This is a genomic window from Bacillus sp. YH3-2-B2, from assembly GCF_053663335.1.
The window spans coordinates 777,503-794,541 of sequence record NZ_JBSJQE010000001.1 but is presented as its reverse complement, the minus strand read 5'-3'; the positions used below and the strand labels follow the sequence as shown (position 1 = coordinate 794,541).

At 46.6% G+C, this 17,039-nt stretch carries 15 protein-coding genes; all 15 read right to left on the bottom strand.

What is annotated here, in order from left to right; all coding sequences use genetic code 11:
• Window positions 1–42: 42 nt before the first annotated feature.
• Window positions 43–300 carry a YlmC/YmxH family sporulation protein gene (locus ACWJJX_RS03995; protein ID WP_003154176.1) on the bottom strand — a complete coding sequence of 86 codons (258 nt, stop codon included), beginning with the start codon at window positions 298–300 and terminating at the stop codon, window positions 43–45.
• A 78-nt stretch (window positions 301–378) separates the two neighbouring features.
• Window positions 379–1,614: a M16 family metallopeptidase gene (locus ACWJJX_RS03990; protein ID WP_070081831.1), complete on the bottom strand. Its 1,236-nt coding sequence runs from the start codon at window positions 1,612–1,614 to the stop codon at window positions 379–381.
• Between the two features lie 36 nt (window positions 1,615–1,650).
• A complete protein-coding gene (locus ACWJJX_RS03985; protein WP_003154180.1) occupies window positions 1,651–2,610 on the bottom strand; it encodes a polysaccharide deacetylase family protein in 960 nt (319 codons plus the stop codon).
• A gap of 112 nt (window positions 2,611–2,722) precedes the next feature.
• Entirely contained in the window at window positions 2,723–4,846 is a 2,124-nt protein-coding gene (gene pnp / locus ACWJJX_RS03980) for a polyribonucleotide nucleotidyltransferase (protein WP_003154181.1), read from the bottom strand.
• Window positions 4,847–5,021: 175 nt separating this feature from the next.
• Complete coding sequence (rpsO, locus tag ACWJJX_RS03975; protein WP_003154182.1) at window positions 5,022–5,291, bottom strand: 30S ribosomal protein S15; 270 nt, start codon at window positions 5,289–5,291, stop codon at window positions 5,022–5,024.
• A gap of 165 nt (window positions 5,292–5,456) precedes the next feature.
• Entirely contained in the window at window positions 5,457–6,398 is a 942-nt protein-coding gene (gene ribF / locus ACWJJX_RS03970; protein WP_007611467.1) for a bifunctional riboflavin kinase/FAD synthetase, read from the bottom strand.
• A 19-nt stretch (window positions 6,399–6,417) separates the two neighbouring features.
• Window positions 6,418–7,347 (bottom strand): tRNA pseudouridine(55) synthase TruB, encoded by a 930-nt coding sequence (truB, locus tag ACWJJX_RS03965; protein WP_003154184.1) that lies wholly within the window; start codon window positions 7,345–7,347, stop codon window positions 6,418–6,420.
• Window positions 7,348–7,430: 83 nt separating this feature from the next.
• Window positions 7,431–7,784 carry a 30S ribosome-binding factor RbfA gene (rbfA, locus tag ACWJJX_RS03960; RefSeq protein WP_003154185.1) on the bottom strand — a complete coding sequence of 118 codons (354 nt, stop codon included), beginning with the start codon at window positions 7,782–7,784 and terminating at the stop codon, window positions 7,431–7,433.
• 16 nt (window positions 7,785–7,800) lie between these two features.
• Complete coding sequence (locus ACWJJX_RS03955) at window positions 7,801–8,079, bottom strand: DUF503 domain-containing protein (protein WP_003154188.1); 279 nt, start codon at window positions 8,077–8,079, stop codon at window positions 7,801–7,803.
• Complete coding sequence (infB, locus tag ACWJJX_RS03950) at window positions 8,076–10,223, bottom strand: translation initiation factor IF-2 (RefSeq protein ID WP_015388229.1); 2,148 nt, start codon at window positions 10,221–10,223, stop codon at window positions 8,076–8,078. Before infB ends, ACWJJX_RS03955 begins: the two co-directional genes overlap by 4 nt.
• Before the next feature lie 19 nt (window positions 10,224–10,242).
• Window positions 10,243–10,545: a YlxQ family RNA-binding protein gene (locus ACWJJX_RS03945; RefSeq protein WP_003154192.1), complete on the bottom strand. Its 303-nt coding sequence runs from the start codon at window positions 10,543–10,545 to the stop codon at window positions 10,243–10,245.
• A 1-nt stretch (window position 10,546) separates the two neighbouring features.
• Window positions 10,547–10,822 carry a glucose-induced regulator RulR gene (gene rulR, locus ACWJJX_RS03940; RefSeq protein ID WP_003154193.1) on the bottom strand — a complete coding sequence of 92 codons (276 nt, stop codon included), beginning with the start codon at window positions 10,820–10,822 and terminating at the stop codon, window positions 10,547–10,549.
• A 13-nt stretch (window positions 10,823–10,835) separates the two neighbouring features.
• A complete protein-coding gene (nusA, locus tag ACWJJX_RS03935; protein WP_003154195.1) occupies window positions 10,836–11,957 on the bottom strand; it encodes a transcription termination factor NusA in 1,122 nt (373 codons plus the stop codon).
• A 39-nt stretch (window positions 11,958–11,996) separates the two neighbouring features.
• Window positions 11,997–12,467 carry a ribosome maturation factor RimP gene (rimP, locus tag ACWJJX_RS03930; RefSeq protein WP_003154197.1) on the bottom strand — a complete coding sequence of 157 codons (471 nt, stop codon included), beginning with the start codon at window positions 12,465–12,467 and terminating at the stop codon, window positions 11,997–11,999.
• Between the two features lie 239 nt (window positions 12,468–12,706).
• Window positions 12,707–17,020 (bottom strand): PolC-type DNA polymerase III, encoded by a 4,314-nt coding sequence (locus ACWJJX_RS03925; RefSeq protein WP_024085302.1) that lies wholly within the window; start codon window positions 17,018–17,020, stop codon window positions 12,707–12,709.
• Between the last annotated feature and the right edge of the window lie 19 nt (window positions 17,021–17,039).

Here is a 17,039-nt window from a genome sequence, read left to right as displayed (position 1 = left end):
CACCGGCTGTATGAGCCGGTGCTTGCAAAAAATGAATAAGATCTACTCTTCGGGAGGCGTGATCTCCCCCGGAACGTCTAAAATGATCATGTCTGACCCGATTTTTTGGATATGGTTCCAGGGGACGCGGATGTCGTGGCCTTGTTTTCGCAATCCGAACCATTTTACCGTCGGTATCAACAGCGCGGTAATTTGTCCGTCCTGTTCATTAATTTCCAAATCGGTCTGGCCGAGCACGCCGAGCCGCTCTGCCCGTTTAATGTCCACAATTTCTTTACCTGACAGTTCACTGAGCCTCATGATAGCCACCCCCTTGTACTATATGACCCGGAGCAAAAAAAAATGCCTGCCCCGTATAGAGGCAGACTGCTTTGCAGCTTAAGACGAGGCCGGTATATTGCCGCTCGGGCTGATGAGCGATAGTGCGTAATCATCCGTAAATAAGCGGCGGCTGAGGCCGTTGACACTTTCCAGGCTGACCGCATTTAGTTCAGCGATAATTTCATCCATGGTCTTATGCTTTCCGAGCAGGAGTTCGTTTTTCCCGTTTCGGCTCATTTTGCTGTTTGTGCTTTCTAAGCTGAGCATTAAGCTCCCCTTCATTTGCTCTTTGCTGTTTTCCAGCTCTTTCGGGGTGATACCGTCACGTTTTAGAACCGATAACGTTTCCTGAATGGTTTCAGACAGAAGTCCGAGCTGATTCGCGCCGGTGCCTCCGTAAATCGTCAGCATACCGCTGTCTTCATAGGAACTGTGATAGCTGTATACAGAATAGGCCAGTCCTTTATCTTCGCGCACATCCTGGAAAAGACGGCTGCTCATGCTTCCGCCAAGCACGTTGTTTAAGACGATCAAATCGTAAATGTCCGGATCTCCGACTTTCAGGCCTTTGAAACCGAGACAGAGATGCGCCTGTTCGGTGTCTTTTTTTCTGGTCAGCTTTTCATAATGAAACTCAGGCTCGCTGATCCCGCTTGCTTTGCCCTTCGCTTCGTATGTACCGAACCATTTCTCCACGTCTTTAATGAATTGTTCCGTTACATTTCCGGCGACAGAAATGACGACGCGGTCCGGCGTGTAAAAGTCATCCATATGCTGTCTGAGAGAATCGCCGTTAAACGATGAAAGCGTTTCCTCCGTCCCGAGAATCGGGTATCCGAGCGAATGATTGCCGTATGTCGCTTTGCTCAGCAGATCGTGGACAATGTCATCCGGCGCATCTTCATACATTTTGATTTCTTCATATACGACGTTCTTTTCTTTTTTGAGCTCATCTTCGTCAAAAGCAGAATGAAAGAACATATCAGCCAGCACATCAAGTGCGTAGTTTGCATGCTCATCCAGCACTTTGGCGTAATAGCACGTATATTCTTTTGAAGTGAAGGCATTCACTTGGCCGCCTATCCGATCGAAGGATTCTGCGATTTCACGTGCGGACCTGGTATTTGTTCCTTTAAAAAACATATGCTCAAGAAAGTGCGAAATACCGTTTGTCTCCGGCGTTTCATGACGTGATCCCGTCCCGATCCAGACGCCGATTGCCACAGACCGCACCGTTGGATTATTTTCAAGCACAACTCTTACACCGTTTTGGCATGTATAGCGTTTTATCAAGTCTGTTCCTCCTATTCAAAGACAGGCAACTGCCTGCTACTTCATCAGCCTGTTTTCATCCATTAAGTCAGACACTGAGCCGAGCGCGTAGCCTTTTTCTTTGATTTTTGCAATCAGTGTATCCAGGCTTTTCGCAGTCGGATCAGTCGGATGCATTAAAATCATGGCTCCGTTATGTATTTTGCTCAACACCCTTGTTTGTAAAACAGCGGGAGACGGTTTTTGCCAGTCAATGGTGTCAACGGTCCACATGATGGTGCCCATTCCTTTTTCCGCCGCAAGGTCGACCACGGCTTTTCTGAAGCTGCCGCTTGGCGGCGCAAACCATTTCGGCTTCATGCCGAGCGTCTCGCTGATTTGTGCATTGGTTTTGTCAAGCTGTTCGGAAATGCTTCCTGAAGTCAGTTTGCTCATATCAGGGTGATTGTATGAATGATTTCCGATTTCATGTCCGTCTGCCGCTATTTTTTTCCCCAGTTCCTGATTGTTTTTCAGCCATTTCCCTTCAAGAAAGAAAGTTGCTTTGACCTGGTGCTGCTTCAGAATAGGCAGCATTTGCTCCACGTATTCATTTCCCCAGGCGACATTTATCAGGAAAGCGACCATCGGTTTGTCGGGATTTCCTTTATAAATGGGTTCAGGCGCGAGAGAATCAAGATGGACTTTCGGCTTTACCTGCTCATAGACAAGGTCGTCTTCGTGAAATTCTCCGTCCTTTTTCATTTGTTTATAGGATTTTTCCACATTGACTTTTAAACCGTTATACCCCGGTATACTCTTCCATATTTTATCAATCCGCGCGTCTTGCGGCTTCACTTCATACTCTGACGCTTTTTGCAGTAATTCTTCATAGAGCGGATCTTTTGATGCTGACACAGTTACCGCGTCTTTTTTCATTGCGTCTATGTAATCAACTGTATACGGGTTTTTTAACATTTCAAACGAAACAAAAAAAAGAAATAAAAAAACGGCAAACGGCACGAATTTTTTCAACATGTCCTTCCCCCCTCATCACACATTATGTATGAGGAGGACAAGGTAGAACCCGTCTGTTGTCTTTCTCAAAATAAAGAAGCCGGGTCTCCCAGGCTCCTTGTTAGGTTTTCATTTAAGATTGTTGTTGTTCCTGTTCTTTTTCTTTCTCTTCGCGCAGCACTGCTTTACGCGACAGATTCACTCGTCCCTGTTTGTCAATTTCAGTTACCTTCACAAGGATTTCGTCACCGATTTTCACAACATCCTCAACCTTGCCGACCCGTTCGAGCGCTAGTTCAGAGATGTGAACGAGACCGTCTTTTCCGCTGAAGATTTCAACAAAAGCGCCGAATTTCTCAATCCGTTTCACTTTACCGAGGTAAAGTTGGCCGACTTCGACTTCTCTGACAAGATCTTCGATGATTTTTTTCGCTTTTTGGTTGCTGCTTTCATCAGTAGAAGAAATAAAGATGGTGCCGTCTTGTTCAATGTCAATTTTAACACCGGTATCTTCAATGATTTTGTTGATTTGTTTACCGCTCGGTCCGATAACGTCACGGATTTTATCCGGATTAATGGTCATCGTTAAAATTTTCGGCGCATATTGAGAAAGTTCTTTTCTTGATTCACCAAGCGTGCTGAGCATGCTGTCCAAGATTTCCATTCTTCCTTTTTTCGCCTGCTGAAGCGCTTCTTCAAGAATTTCTCTTGAAAGGCCTTCAATTTTAATGTCCATTTGCAGCGCTGTCACGCCTTTTTCCGTGCCGGCTACTTTAAAGTCCATGTCACCGAGGGCGTCTTCCATTCCTTGAATATCGGTTAATACCGTATAGTACTCGCCTGATTTCACAAGTCCCATCGCGATACCTGCAACAGGGGCTTTAATCGGAACACCTGCGTCCATCATGGCAAGCGTACTTGCGCAGATGCTGGCCTGTGAAGTGGAACCGTTTGATTCAAGCACTTCAGATACGAGGCGGACCGTATACGGGAAGTCTTTTTCATTCGGAATGACCGGCTCAAGCGCACGCTCTCCAAGAGCACCGTGACCGATCTCACGGCGTCCCGGTCCGCGCATCGGGCCTGTCTCCCCTACGCTGAACTGCGGGAAGTTATAATGATGCATAAAGCGTTTTGACTCTTCCACGCCTAAACCGTCAAGAATCTGAACGTCTCCAAGGGCTCCTAATGTACATACGCTGAGCGCCTGCGTCTGTCCTCTCGTAAACAGCCCGGATCCGTGTGTTCTCGGCAGAAGGCCGACTTCTGAAGAAAGCGGGCGGATTTGATCAACGCCGCGGCCGTCCGGACGGACTTTTTCTTCTGTGATCAAACGGCGCACTTCGTTTTTCACGAGTTTAGACAGTGTCTGTTTCACTTTTTTAATCGTATCTTCATCATGCTCTTCTTCTTCGAATTTCGCGACAACTGCATTTTTCACTTCATTGATCGCGTCTTCGCGAGCATGTTTTTCGTGAACCTGAATGGCGCTGAGCAGATCCGGCTCCGCAAGGCTTTTTACTTTTGCGCTGAGCTCTTCGTCAATTTCATACAGTTCGATCTCTGTTTTCTCTTTGCCGACTGCTGCGACGATTTCTTCTTGGAATGCGATCAGGCGCTTGATTTCTTCGTGACCGAACATAATCGCCTCAAGCATGATTTCTTCAGGAACTTCATCCGCTCCGGCTTCCACCATGTTGATGGCATCTTTTGTGCCTGCAACGATGAGGTTGATATCACTTTTTTCAAGCTGGTCAACCGTCGGATTGATGACGAATTTCCCGTCAATGCGGCCTACCGTCACACCCGCGATCGGGCCTTCAAACGGGATATCGGAAACGCAAAGAGCGAGTGATGAACCGAACATTGCAGCCATTTCAGATGAGCAGTCCTGATCAACACTCATGACAATGCTGATGACCTGTACTTCGTTACGGAATCCGTCTGCGAAAAGCGGGCGGATCGGACGGTCGATCAGACGGCTGGCTAAAACGGCCTTTTCACTTGGACGGCCTTCTCTTTTAATAAAACCGCCCGGAATTTTACCTACTGCGTATAATCTTTCTTCATAGTTAACGGTAAGCGGGAAAAAATCTAGCGGTTTCGGTTCTTTTGATGCGGTTGCTGTGCTGAGCACTGCAGTATCGCCGTAGCGGACCATGACAGCGCCGTTTGCCTGTTTGGCAAGCTGGCCGGCTTCTACTGTAAGCTGTCTGCCGGCCCAATCTATGGTAAAGACATGTTTCTCTTGTCCCATTCGATTACGAGCTCCTCTCTTAATGTGTGAAATAATCAATTACTCCTATTATGAACGAAATGAATTGAACATATCAATGTCAAAGTAGTATGTAAAAGGATTTCATTGTTTTTTTTATTATTATTTTTTTCGCTTTAATACGATAAAAAAGCGGGAATCCTCCCGCTTTTTACGATTATCGACGTAAGCCTAGTTTGTTAATTAACTCACGGTAACGAGTTACGTCTTTATTACGCAGATACGTAAGAAGATTACGACGTTTACCTACCATTTTAAGAAGACCGCGACGTGAGTGGTGATCTTTCTTGTGAGTACGCAAATGCTCGTTCAAGTTGTTAATTGAGTCTGTTAGGATAGCGATCTGAACTTCTGGAGAACCAGTATCAGATTCGTGTGTTTTGAACTCGCTGATGAGTTGATTTTTACGCTCTTGAGTAATTGCCATCCTGTTTCACCTCCATATCATAATTAGCCCCAGTTACCTAGCAACCGTCGGTGACTTCGGATTGCCAAGCAATGGTTTTAAGACTACGAAACATATGATACTAAAAATCGCGCCCATATGCAAATCTTTTAGAATAAAATTTGTGTACTTTTGATGTTTTTTCCGTTATTTGCTGAAAAAACGGATCGCTTCTTGTTTGTCTTTCCCGATCTGAGCCGTCAGTTCATCGATGCCGTTAAACTTCCGTTCGCTTCGGATTCGTTTGTACCACTCGATTTTAACGTCTTCTCCGTATACATCCTGTTGAAAATTAAACAAATGAACTTCAATTGACGGCTGATCGGGACGCTTTTCATAAAAGGTCGGTTTGTAGCCGATGTTGCAGACGCCTTCATACACCTCGCCTTTTATTTCGGCTTTCACTGCATACACGCCTGTCGGCGGCACGATATAGCTGTTGTGCAGGCCGACATTCGCGGTCGGAAAACCGATGGTGCGGCCTCTTTTGTCTCCGTGAATCACAGTGCCCCGGATAAAATACGGCTGGCCGAGAAGAGTGTGCGCAAGTTCAACGTCACCATCCTGGAGCGCTGACCGGATATAAGTGGAGCTGATCTTTCTGTCCTGCTCGGTCTGTTTCTCGACAGTCGTGCATCCGGCCTTGCCGTTTAAATCGTCCGGCAGCGTCTCCATCGTGCCTTTTCCGTATTTTCCGTACGTAAAATCGAAGCCTCCCACAGCGTGCCGCGCGTTCAACCCTAAAATATACTCCTCGGCAAACTGTTTTGGAGACAGAGACGCAAACGCTTCATCAAACTTTACGACATACAGCACATCAGCGCCTAAACGCCCGATCTGGCTGATTTTATCTTCAAGCGGCGTAATCAGATCCTTTGGCTCTTTGTCCCTGCCCAACACATGGGAAGGGTGTGGATGAAACGTCATAACGGCCAGCGACAGGCCTTTTTCTTCGGCAATTTGTCTGGCTGTTCCGATTACTTTCCGGTGTCCCAAATGAACGCCGTCAAAGTAGCCGAGCGCCATGACAGACGCCGGCTGCTCTTCTTTTTGTAAATGATGCGGATGAGAAATATGTATCGTCTTCACAGAACGGTCACCTTTTTTCTTATTGTTCGCTTTTTTGCATGAGCACTTTAGCCGGTTTCAGCAGTCCTTTTTTTGAAGGATGCGGCATATAAATGGCCACACATTCTCCGTCTTCAGTACAGACCGCTATACGGGCGTCAGCTGTCATTGCAGAAAATTCCGCCGGGATGTCAAACACTGACCCGTTTTCAGCTTTCTTAGCTAATGTATCACTTATGACCCATTTCGGCAAATGATTGAGCGCTCTATCGATCGGCACGGCATGCTCTGCAACCGTTCCGTCCGAAACCTGCTGTTCAAGTTCCTCAAACGTGAAACATTCATCAAGGCTGAAATCGCCGGAAGCAGTGCGGATGAGATGCGACATATGCGCAGGATAGCCGAGTTTTTCACCGATTGTCACCGCCAACGTTCTGACGTAAGTGCCTTTTGAGCACGTGACTGTAAAGCGGAATGATGCTGTGTCTTCGTTATAAGTGACAGGGGAAGTGAGCGCGATATCTTCAATCGTGATATTCCGCTTCGGCCGCTCCACTTCAATACCCGCTCTGGCGTATTCATAGAGCTTTTTCCCGTTGACCTTTACCGCGGAATACATCGGCGGCACTTGTTCCTGCGGTCCCTTCAATTCGTCTAAAACGGCTTTGATATCCGCTTCTTCCAGCGGCTCCCTGACAGGCTTTACGCTGACCGTTTCTCCCGTCTGATCTTCGGTCGATGTGGAGAAACCGAGAGTGATCTCAGCATCGTACGTTTTTGACTTGTCGGTGACGTACTCAACGATCTTTGTAGCCCGTCCGACACAGATCGGCAGTACGCCTGACACTTCCGGATCAAGGGTTCCCGTATGCCCGACTTTCTTTGTTTTTAACAGTTTTCTTATTTTCATTACACAGTCGTGAGAAGTCATGCCGACCGGTTTATGTAAAAGGAGAACTCCGTTAACCATCTGTCTTTCGCTCCTTTGTTATCAATTGTATCCCGTAAAACGCAGAAAAGAGGACAGACGACACTCGCCCATCCTCTTTCCCGTTATTCAGACGGTTTATCTGAATGCAGTTCGTGAATCAATGTTTCAATACGATTGCCGTACTCAATTGATTCATCAAATTCAAATTCAAGCTCAGGCGTTTTGCGGAGTCTGATTCGGCTGCCGATTTCGGAACGGATAAATCCTTTCGCTTTCTCAAGCCCTTTCAGCGCCTCCTCTTTCTTTTTCTCTCCGCCGAGGACGGAGATATACACCTTCGCTATTTGTAAATCACCTGAAACACGTACGTCTGTTACAGTGAGAAATCCGATTCTCGGGTCTTTCAGCTTTCGGCTGATAATATCCCCGAGCTCTTTTTTCATCTGCTCGCCGACACGGTTTGCTCTCATACTCAATTCAATCACCTCTAAGTTAAAACCACTCTGTTCTAGTGATCGTCCGTTCTATCTCGGGAAAGGAGTCAATAAACGCGAGTACACGCTGGATCTCCTTTTCCGCCTGAACGTGAGAGGAGGAGACGACGGCGATTCCGAAGCTGGTCCGCTGCCAAGTGTCCTGATAGCCGATTTCTGCGGCCGACACGTTGAACTTATTCTGAACCCTCGTTATAATCCGCTTCAGAACGGCTCGTTTCTCCTTTAATGATCCCGCATCATAAATGATGCATTCACATTCCGCAAATCCGATCACTTTCTTTCGATTTCCTGCATGACATACGCTTCAAGGACGTCGCCTTCGCGAATGTCATTGTATTTCTTAATCGTTATACCACATTCATATCCTTGTGAAACTTCTTTCACATCATCTTTGAAGCGTTTCAGAACGTCTACTTCCCCTTCGAAGATGACCACGCCGTCACGGATCAGGCGGAGTCCGCTGTCACGTGTAATGTGGCCGTCTGTTACATATCCGCCGGCAATCGTGCCGATTTTCGACACTTTGAATGTTTGGCGCACTTCAACCTGACCGATGACTTTTTCTTCGTACTCAGGATCAAGCATTCCTTTCATCGCCGCTTCAATTTCTTCGATGACTTTGTAAATGATACGGTGAAGACGGATATCTACATTTTCAGCTTCAGCCGTGCTCTTAGCATTTCCGTCTGGGCGCACATTAAACCCGATAACGATTGCATTTGAAGCAGATGCGAGAATGATGTCTGATTCCGTAATCGCACCGACGCCTGTGTGAATGATTTTCACTTTTACGCCTTCTACTTCAATTTTTTGAAGAGCGGCTGTTAACGCTTCGGCTGAACCTTGAACGTCAGCTTTTACGATTAAGTTGATGTCTTTAACATCGCCTTGTTTAATTTGTTCAAACAGATCATCGAGGCTCAGCTTCGCTTTGTCGCTGCGCTGTTCTTCCAGTTGCTTGGAAGCGCGTGCTTCACCGACAGAACGGGCTGTTTTTTCATCTTTAAAGACGAGGAATTGATCGCCAGCCTGCGGTACGTCGTTTAAGCCCGTGATTTCTACAGGTGTGGACGGTCCGGCTGTTTTCACGCGGCGGCCGAGATCATTGACCATGGCCCGCACGCGGCCGAATGTATTTCCGACAACGATCGGATCTCCGACATGCAATGTTCCCGTTTGAACGAGAAGTGTCGCGACAGATCCTCTTCCTTTATCGAGCTCAGCTTCAATAACCGTTCCTTTTGCCTGACGGTTCGGATTGGCTTTCAGCTCTTCCACTTCACTGACAAGCAGAATCATTTCGACAAGCTCGTCAATTCCCTTGCCTGTAAGAGCGGACAGAGGAACGAAAATCGTTTCGCCTCCCCATGCTTCAGGAACGAGTCCGTATTCAGTCAGCTCCTGCATGACACGGTCAGGGTTCGCGCTTTCTTTATCCACTTTATTCACGGCAACGATAATCGGAACCTCAGCCGCTTTCGCATGGTTGATGGCTTCGACTGTTTGCGGCATAACGCCGTCATCAGCCGCTACGACTAAAATGGTTATATCAGTTACTTCCGCACCGCGCGCACGCATTGTTGTGAACGCCGCGTGTCCCGGAGTATCTAAGAACGTGATTTTTTTGCCGTTTTCTTCGATCTGGTACGCCCCGATATGCTGGGTGATTCCGCCGGCTTCACCTTCAACAACTTTTGTTTTTCTGATGCTGTCAAGAAGGGTCGTTTTCCCGTGGTCAACGTGGCCCATGATCGTCACGACAGGCGGACGGATTTGAAGATCTTCTTCTTTGTCAGCCTCTTCATACTTTTCAAGCTCAGTTTCTTCGAGCACAATCACTTCTTCTGTTTCCACACCGTATTCAGATGCGATCAGTTCGATTGTGTCTTTGTCAAGCTCCTGGTTAATCGTAGCCATTACGCCCAGAAGCATCAGTTTTTTAATGAGTTCAGACGGTTCTTTGCCAAGTTCTTCGGCTAAGGCCCCGACTGTTAAAGAGCCGGAAAACGTAATTTTCTCAGGAAGCTCTTTTTTCGGCTTCAGCGGTTTTTGCTGATACTGATTTTTGTTGTTATGATTGCGTTTGTTTTTGTTTTTGTTGTTGTTGTTCTTCTTGTTTTTGTTAAATTGATTATTCTGCACGTCATTCTTCTTTCCGTCTCGAATTTTGTTTGGTTGATTCCCAGCAGGCTGCTGATTAATCCCTTGCGGCTTGTTTTTGTTCGTTTCCGCAGGCTTCTGAGATGTAACGCCGGCGCCGCCTTTTTTAAATTTCGCATCAAGCTGCTTAATGGTCTTTTCTTCAAGCATTGCCATATGGTTATTTACTACTATATCCATGTTTTTCAGCGCAGTCAAAATTTCCTTGCTTGAAACATTGATGGCTTTTGCATATTCGTAAACTCTCATTTTAGCCATTCGTTCACCCCCAAAAATATTAATCGAGCAAGCTGATCAGCTTATTCGCAAAACCTTGGTCAGTGACGGCGACAACGACACGTGATTCCTTGCCGATAGAGCGGCCGAGATCCGCGCGGCTTTCGACTTTTTTATAAGGCACTTTATAATAATTGCATTTATCGGATACTTTTTTTGCAGTATTCGCAGATGCATCTTCTGTCAGCAGAACAAGTTTTGCACGCGCATTTCTAATTTCTTTTATAACCAAGTCCTCGCCCGACACGACCTTACGAGCTCGATTGGCCAGACCCAGCAAGGGAAACCATTCCATTCCAGACATGTTATTTTTTCACCTTTTCCGCCAGTTCCAGCAATTCTTCGAAAATCTGGTCATCGATTTGTGATTGAAATTGATTTTGCAATGTGTTTTTCTTTTTCGCAGCTAAGATGCATTCTTTCTCAAGGGTGATATAGGCACCCCGCCCGTTCTTCTTTCCGGTCGGATCGACTGAAATCTCTCCTTCTTTAGAACGGACAATTCGGATCAGTTCCTTTTTAGGCTTCATTTCCCCCGTTACCACGCATTTGCGCAGAGGAATTTTTTTTCGCTTATTCACCTAAAGTCACCTCTTATTCATCCGATTCGGCTGTTTCAGGCTCCATAAAGAGCGGCTCTAAATCGTCATCTTCTTCATGCTCTCTCGGATAGATGCCAAGGTCTCTTGCATCCGTTTCACTTTTGATATCGATTTTCCAGCCTGTCAGTTTCGCGGCTAAGCGGGCGTTTTGCCCTCTTTTTCCGATTGCCAGAGAAAGCTGGTAATCAGGAACGATGACAGTCGTGGCTTTTTCTTCTTCGCTGACGATGACATCCAGCACTTTAGACGGGCTGAGCGCATTGGCAACAAATTCAACCGGATCATCAGACCAGTTGACGATATCAATTTTTTCGCCTTTCAGTTCATTGACGATCGCCTGCACCCGCTGGCCTTTAGGACCAACGCATGAACCGACCGGATCAACGTCAGGGTCATCAGTGCGGACAGAGATTTTAGAGCGGTCGCCCGCTTCTCTGGCAACGGATTTCAGTTCGACCGTTCCGTCATAAATTTCCGGCACTTCGATTTCAAAAAGACGCTTCAACAGGCCAGGATGCGTTCTTGATACATAGATCTGCGGCCCTTTTGTCGTTTTTTCGACTTTTGTGATAAATACTTTAATCCGATCGTGCGGTTTATAGCTCTCATTCGGCATTTGTTCATTGACGGGCAGCAGCGCTTCAATCTTGCCGAGAGACACGTAAATAAACTTGCTGTCTAAGCGCTGTACAATTCCCGTCATGATGTCTTCTTCACGATCGATAAATTCTGAGTAAATCACGCCGCGCTCAGCTTCACGGACACGCTGCGTCACCACTTGTTTCGCCGTCTGCGCAGCAATGCGGCCGAAGTCTTTCGGCGTTACTTCTATTTCAACGACATCTCCGACAAGGTAGTTCGGATGGATGTGCTGGGCGTCGTCAAGCGAGATTTCAAGTCTTGAATCGTATACCTCGTCTACGACATCCTTTCTTGCGAACACGCGGATCGTGCCCGTCTCACGGTTCAGATCGACCCGTACGTTTTGCGCCTGGTTAAAATTTCGCTTATACGCGGAAATTAAGGCAGCTTCAATTGCTTCGATGATAATGTCTTTACTGATGCCTTTTTCTTTTTCAAGAATAGTGAGAGCATCTAATAGTTCACTGCTCATGTTAGCGGTCTCCCCCCTTAAACACTAATACTTCATTCATTAAAATGTTACAGCTAATCTTGCGTTAGCTATTTTTTCATACGGAATATTGACCCGTTTCTTTCTTGTTTTGACCGTCATCTCTATTGTAACAGTTTGTCCATCAAATTCAGCCAATTTGCCTTCAAACACTTTTAAACCGTCAATCGGTTCGTACGTTTTCATGTACACATTTTTGCCCAGTGATTTTTCGAAGTCGGCTTTTTTCTTTAATGGACGCTCGGCTCCAGGAGAAGATACTTCAAGAAAGTAGTTCTGAGTGATCGGATCGGCCTCATCCAGCTTTTCGCTTAACGCTTCGCTGACTTTGGCGCACTCCTCAATATCAACACCGTTATCGGAATCAATAAACACGCGAAGGAACCAGTTTTGACCCTCTTTGACAAATTCAATGTCTACGAGTTCAAGCTGAAGGTCATCCAGTATGGGCTGAGCCATTCCTTGAACGGTATCAGTCACTTTTTTGCTCATGTTTTTCCTCCTTGTGCTGTCGATATCATATCAGCCGTTCCTCTGCATAAAAACCCTGCTTCAAAAGAGCAGGGGCATTGAGAAAACGATGGACATGTCGAGGCAAAATTGCCTGTTCAATACAAAAGAGCGGGTTTCCCCACTCTTTGCCTCGGTAATCGTTAGCATTTCCAATAAAACTATACCATAACCATATATTTAATGCAAATCAAACTCCGCTGGGAGGCTGTGCACAAAGCTTAAAACAGAGACAGCTGATTTTGGTCCGGAAGCGACTCAAGACAGCCGTGACGGTCTAAATACTCTAAAATGGTTTTTGACACTTTTCCTCGTTTTTGAAGATCCTCTTTTGAAAGGAACTCTCCTTCTTCCCGCGCTTTCACAATATTGAGAGCGGCGTTGGTTCCGAGTCCCGGAATTGAGTTGAACGGCGGGATGAGACTGTTGCCGTCAATGATAAATTCCGAAGCGCTCGAACGGTATAGATCGACCTTCTGGAAGGAATAGCCGCGCTCACACATTTCAAGCGCAAGCTCTAACACGGTAAGGAGGTTTTTCTCCTTCGGCGAAGCATCAAGCCCTTTAGAGCTGATATCATCCATCACCGCTCTGATGGCGGTCGAGCCTTTAATCATTGTATCAATGTCAAAGTCATCTGCGCGGACGGTAAAATACGCAGCATAATATAAAAGCGCGTGATGCACTTTAAAATAGGCAATCCGCACCGCCATCAGCACGTATGCGGCGGCGTGGGCTTTCGGGAACATGTATTTGATTTTTTTGCATGAATCAATATACCAGTTCGGCACATTGTTCTTTTTCATTTCTTCTTCCCATTCCGGCGTCAGGCCTTTGCCTTTACGGACGAATTCCATGATTTTAAAGGCCAGTGAAGGCTCAAGGCCCTGATAGATCAAGTAAACCATAATGTCATCACGGCAGCCGATCACTTCGCTCAGTTCACACGTATTGTTGTGTATCAGTTCCTGCGCATTGCCGAGCCATACGTCCGTTCCGTGGGAAAGCCCGGAAATCTGGACAAGCTCGGAGAACGTCGTCGGCTTCGTATCCTCAAGCATCTGCCGCACAAATCGCGTCCCGAATTCAGGAATGCCGAGCGTCCCCGTTTTACAGCCGATCTGCTCTTCAGTGACGCCGAGCGATTCTGTGCCTTGGAAAATCTTCATAACCTCCGGATCATCTGTCGGAATCGTCTTCGGATCAATTCCGCTTAAATCCTGGAGCATCCGGATGACTGTCGGATCATCGTGCCCCAATATATCAAGCTTCAGCAGGTTGTCATGAATGGAGTGGAAGTCAAAATGAGTCGTTTTCCATTCAGACCCCGTCGCATCTGCCGGGAATTGTATCGGGGAAAAATCGTAAATATCCATGTAATCCGGGACAACGATAATCCCCCCCGGGTGCTGGCCGGTCGTTCTCTTAACGCCGGTGCAGCCCTGCACCAGACGGTCGATCTCCGCGCCGCGCATGTGTAGGTTGTGGTCGCCCGCATAGCCTTTCACATATCCGTAAGCCGTCTTTTCCGCAACTGTGCCGATCGTTCCCGCGCGATACACGTTATCTTCACCGAACAATACTTTCGTGTAGTTATGGGCATGCGGCTGATACTCACCTGAAAAGTTCAAGTCGATATCGGGTACTTTGTCACCTTTAAAGCCTAAGAACGTTTCAAACGGGATATCATGCCCGTCCTTTTTCAAAGGTGTGCCGCAAGACGGGCAGCTTTTATCCGGAAGGTCAAAACCGGAACCGACTGATCCGTCATTAAAGAATTCGGAATATCGGCAGCTCGGGCACACATAGTGCGGAGCGAGCGGATTCACTTCAGTGATTTCCGTTAAGGTCGCCACAAGCGATGAACCGACGGACCCCCGGGAGCCGACGAGATAACCGTCATCCAGAGACCGTTTTACAAGCTTATGAGAGATGAGATAAATAACGGCGAATCCATGACCGATGATGCTTTTTAATTCTTTTTCTATTCTCGCTTCCACAATTTCAGGAAGCTCTTCACCGTAAATACTTCTGGCGCGCTGATAGCTCATTTCACGGATTTCTTCATCAGCTCCGTCAATTTTCGGCGTGTACAGATCGTCTTTGATCGGTTTGATCTCATCGATCATCGAAGCGACTTTCTGCGTATTGTCAACCACGATTTCTTTCGCTTTTTCCGCACCGAGAAAGGAGAAAGCATCCAGCATTTCATCTGTCGTTCTGAAGTGCACTTTAGGCAGTTCGTGCCGGTTTAACGGGTTGGCGCCGCCTTGGGAAGATATTAAGATCTTCCGGTAAATTTTATCCTCATCGTTTAAATAGTGGACATTTCCGGTGGCAACGACCGGCTTATTCAATTTTTCCCCGAGCTTCGTGATGTTGGCGATGATTTCTTTCAGCGCTTTTTCATCCCGGACGAGCTCAAGCTGCAGAAGGTGTCTGTATACTTCCGGCGGCTGCACTTCAAGATAATCATAGAAGGATGCGATATCTTCAACCTCTTCAGGTGATTTTTGCATCATGCCTTCAAAGACCTCTCCCCTGTCACAGGCAGAGCCGATTAACAGACCTTCTCTGTATTTATTAAGCTGCGACCTCGGAATGCGCGGCACTCTGTAGAAATATTGAATATGAGAAATGGACACAAGCTTAAACAGATTTTTAAGGCCGGTCTCATTTACGGCGAGCAATGTAGCGTGATAAGGCCTTGATCTTTGATAAGCATTGGATTGTCCCATATTCTCATTCAGCTGATCATGATAAAAAATGTCTTTTTCAGCGGCATCTTTGAGCATTTTCAACAGCAGGTAGCCCGTTGCTTCAGCGTCAAAGACCGCTCGGTGATGCTGGGTTAATTCGATATCAAACTTCTTACATAACGTATTTAAGCGGTGATTTTTAAACTCAGGATACAGGAAACGCGCGAGTTCCAGCGTATCAATGACTGGATTTTTCGCTTTTTCCGTTTTCAAAAGACGCTTGTACGCCACATTTAAAAATCCCATATCAAAGCTGGCGTTATGAGCCACAAGCACGTCATCGCCGATCCATTCTTTAAAATCCCGGACGACGTCAACGACATCGGGAGCGTCGCGGACCATGTCGTCCGTAATCCCGGTAAGCTCTATCGTCGTTGCTGACAGCGGATGGTGCGGATTGGCGAACGCTTCGAATTTATCGATGATTTCTCCGCCTCTTATTTTGACTGCGGCAAGCTCAATGATGGTGTCATACACTGCGGACAGACCTGTCGTTTCAACGTCAAAGACGACGTATGTGTCTTCTTCCAGGAGACGGTGAGCTGGATTGTATGCGATCGGAACGCCGTCATCTACGATATTGGCTTCCATTCCGTAAATCATTTTAATGCCGTGTTTTTTCGCGGCGGAATAGGCATCCGGGAAAGACTGCACAACGGCATGATCAGTTAACGCAATCGCTTCATGTCCCCATTTTTTCGCCTGTTCGACAAGCTTTCCGATGCCCGTTACAGCATCCATTTGGCTCATCGGAGAATGCAGATGAAGTTCAACCCGTTTTTCGCCTTCAGGAGCGGTGTCTTCACGGGTTTTGGCTTTTATTTCATTCACGTCATTTGCAATCATGACGAGGTCTCTGACGAATGTATCGTTTTGAATGCTTCCCCGCGCCTTCACCCACATGCCTTTTTTCAGCGTTTTCATCAAAGCGGCGTCTTCTTTTTCTCTGGCGAACATTTTTACTAAAATACTGTTTGTATAGTCCGTGATTTTGAAAATGCAGAGCGTGCGTCCGCTTTTCAGCTCGCGTGTTTCAGCATCAAACACAAACCCCTGCACCGTGATTCTTCTTTCTTCATCCATGATGCTGTCAAGCGTCCGGATTTCTTCGTTCTCTTTAATTTGATAGCCGATGACAAGCGGTCCGGACGGTGCCTGATCCTCATCGCCCTCTTTTTCCTTCTTCTCCATCTCGATAAGCGCCTGCATCGCCCGCTCCTGATCTTCAGCAAGCTTTTGCTCGCGGAATTTCTGGACTTCTTGGTCAGATACGAAAATTTCGGTATCCAGCTGCAGTTCCGGAAAGCCGAATTGGCGGTAGCTGTGCTGAATCAGTGCGCTGTATTTATTTTTGAGCGCAGATGCTTCTGTATCTGTTTTTGTTTTCACGATCAGTTTATTTCCCTTGAGCTTCGGTTTCTGCTGATTCAAAAGAGCCACCATCGGCGGCGAGGTTCCTTCAAGCTCTTCAATACAGCGTGTCCAATAATCCTGTACAAGCTCCTCTGTCACTGTAGGGTCGATGACCTGAACAGACGATGTGACACGGGCGATGTGAGCAAACGATTGTGTTAACCTCATCATGAATGAATCATATATTTGATACGGCAAAAGAGCCTTAAAGCGAAATTGGAAATGCCAGGCTTTTTCTGCTTTATGGATTGTCAGTTTATCAATCTCTCCGTCTTCAAAGTATGTCATGAAGGTATCATCTGTCATATTAAGCTGCTGCAGAAGAATCTGAAACTGTCTTCTGTTTACTGATAACTGTTCCATTCAGACAGTATCCCTCCCT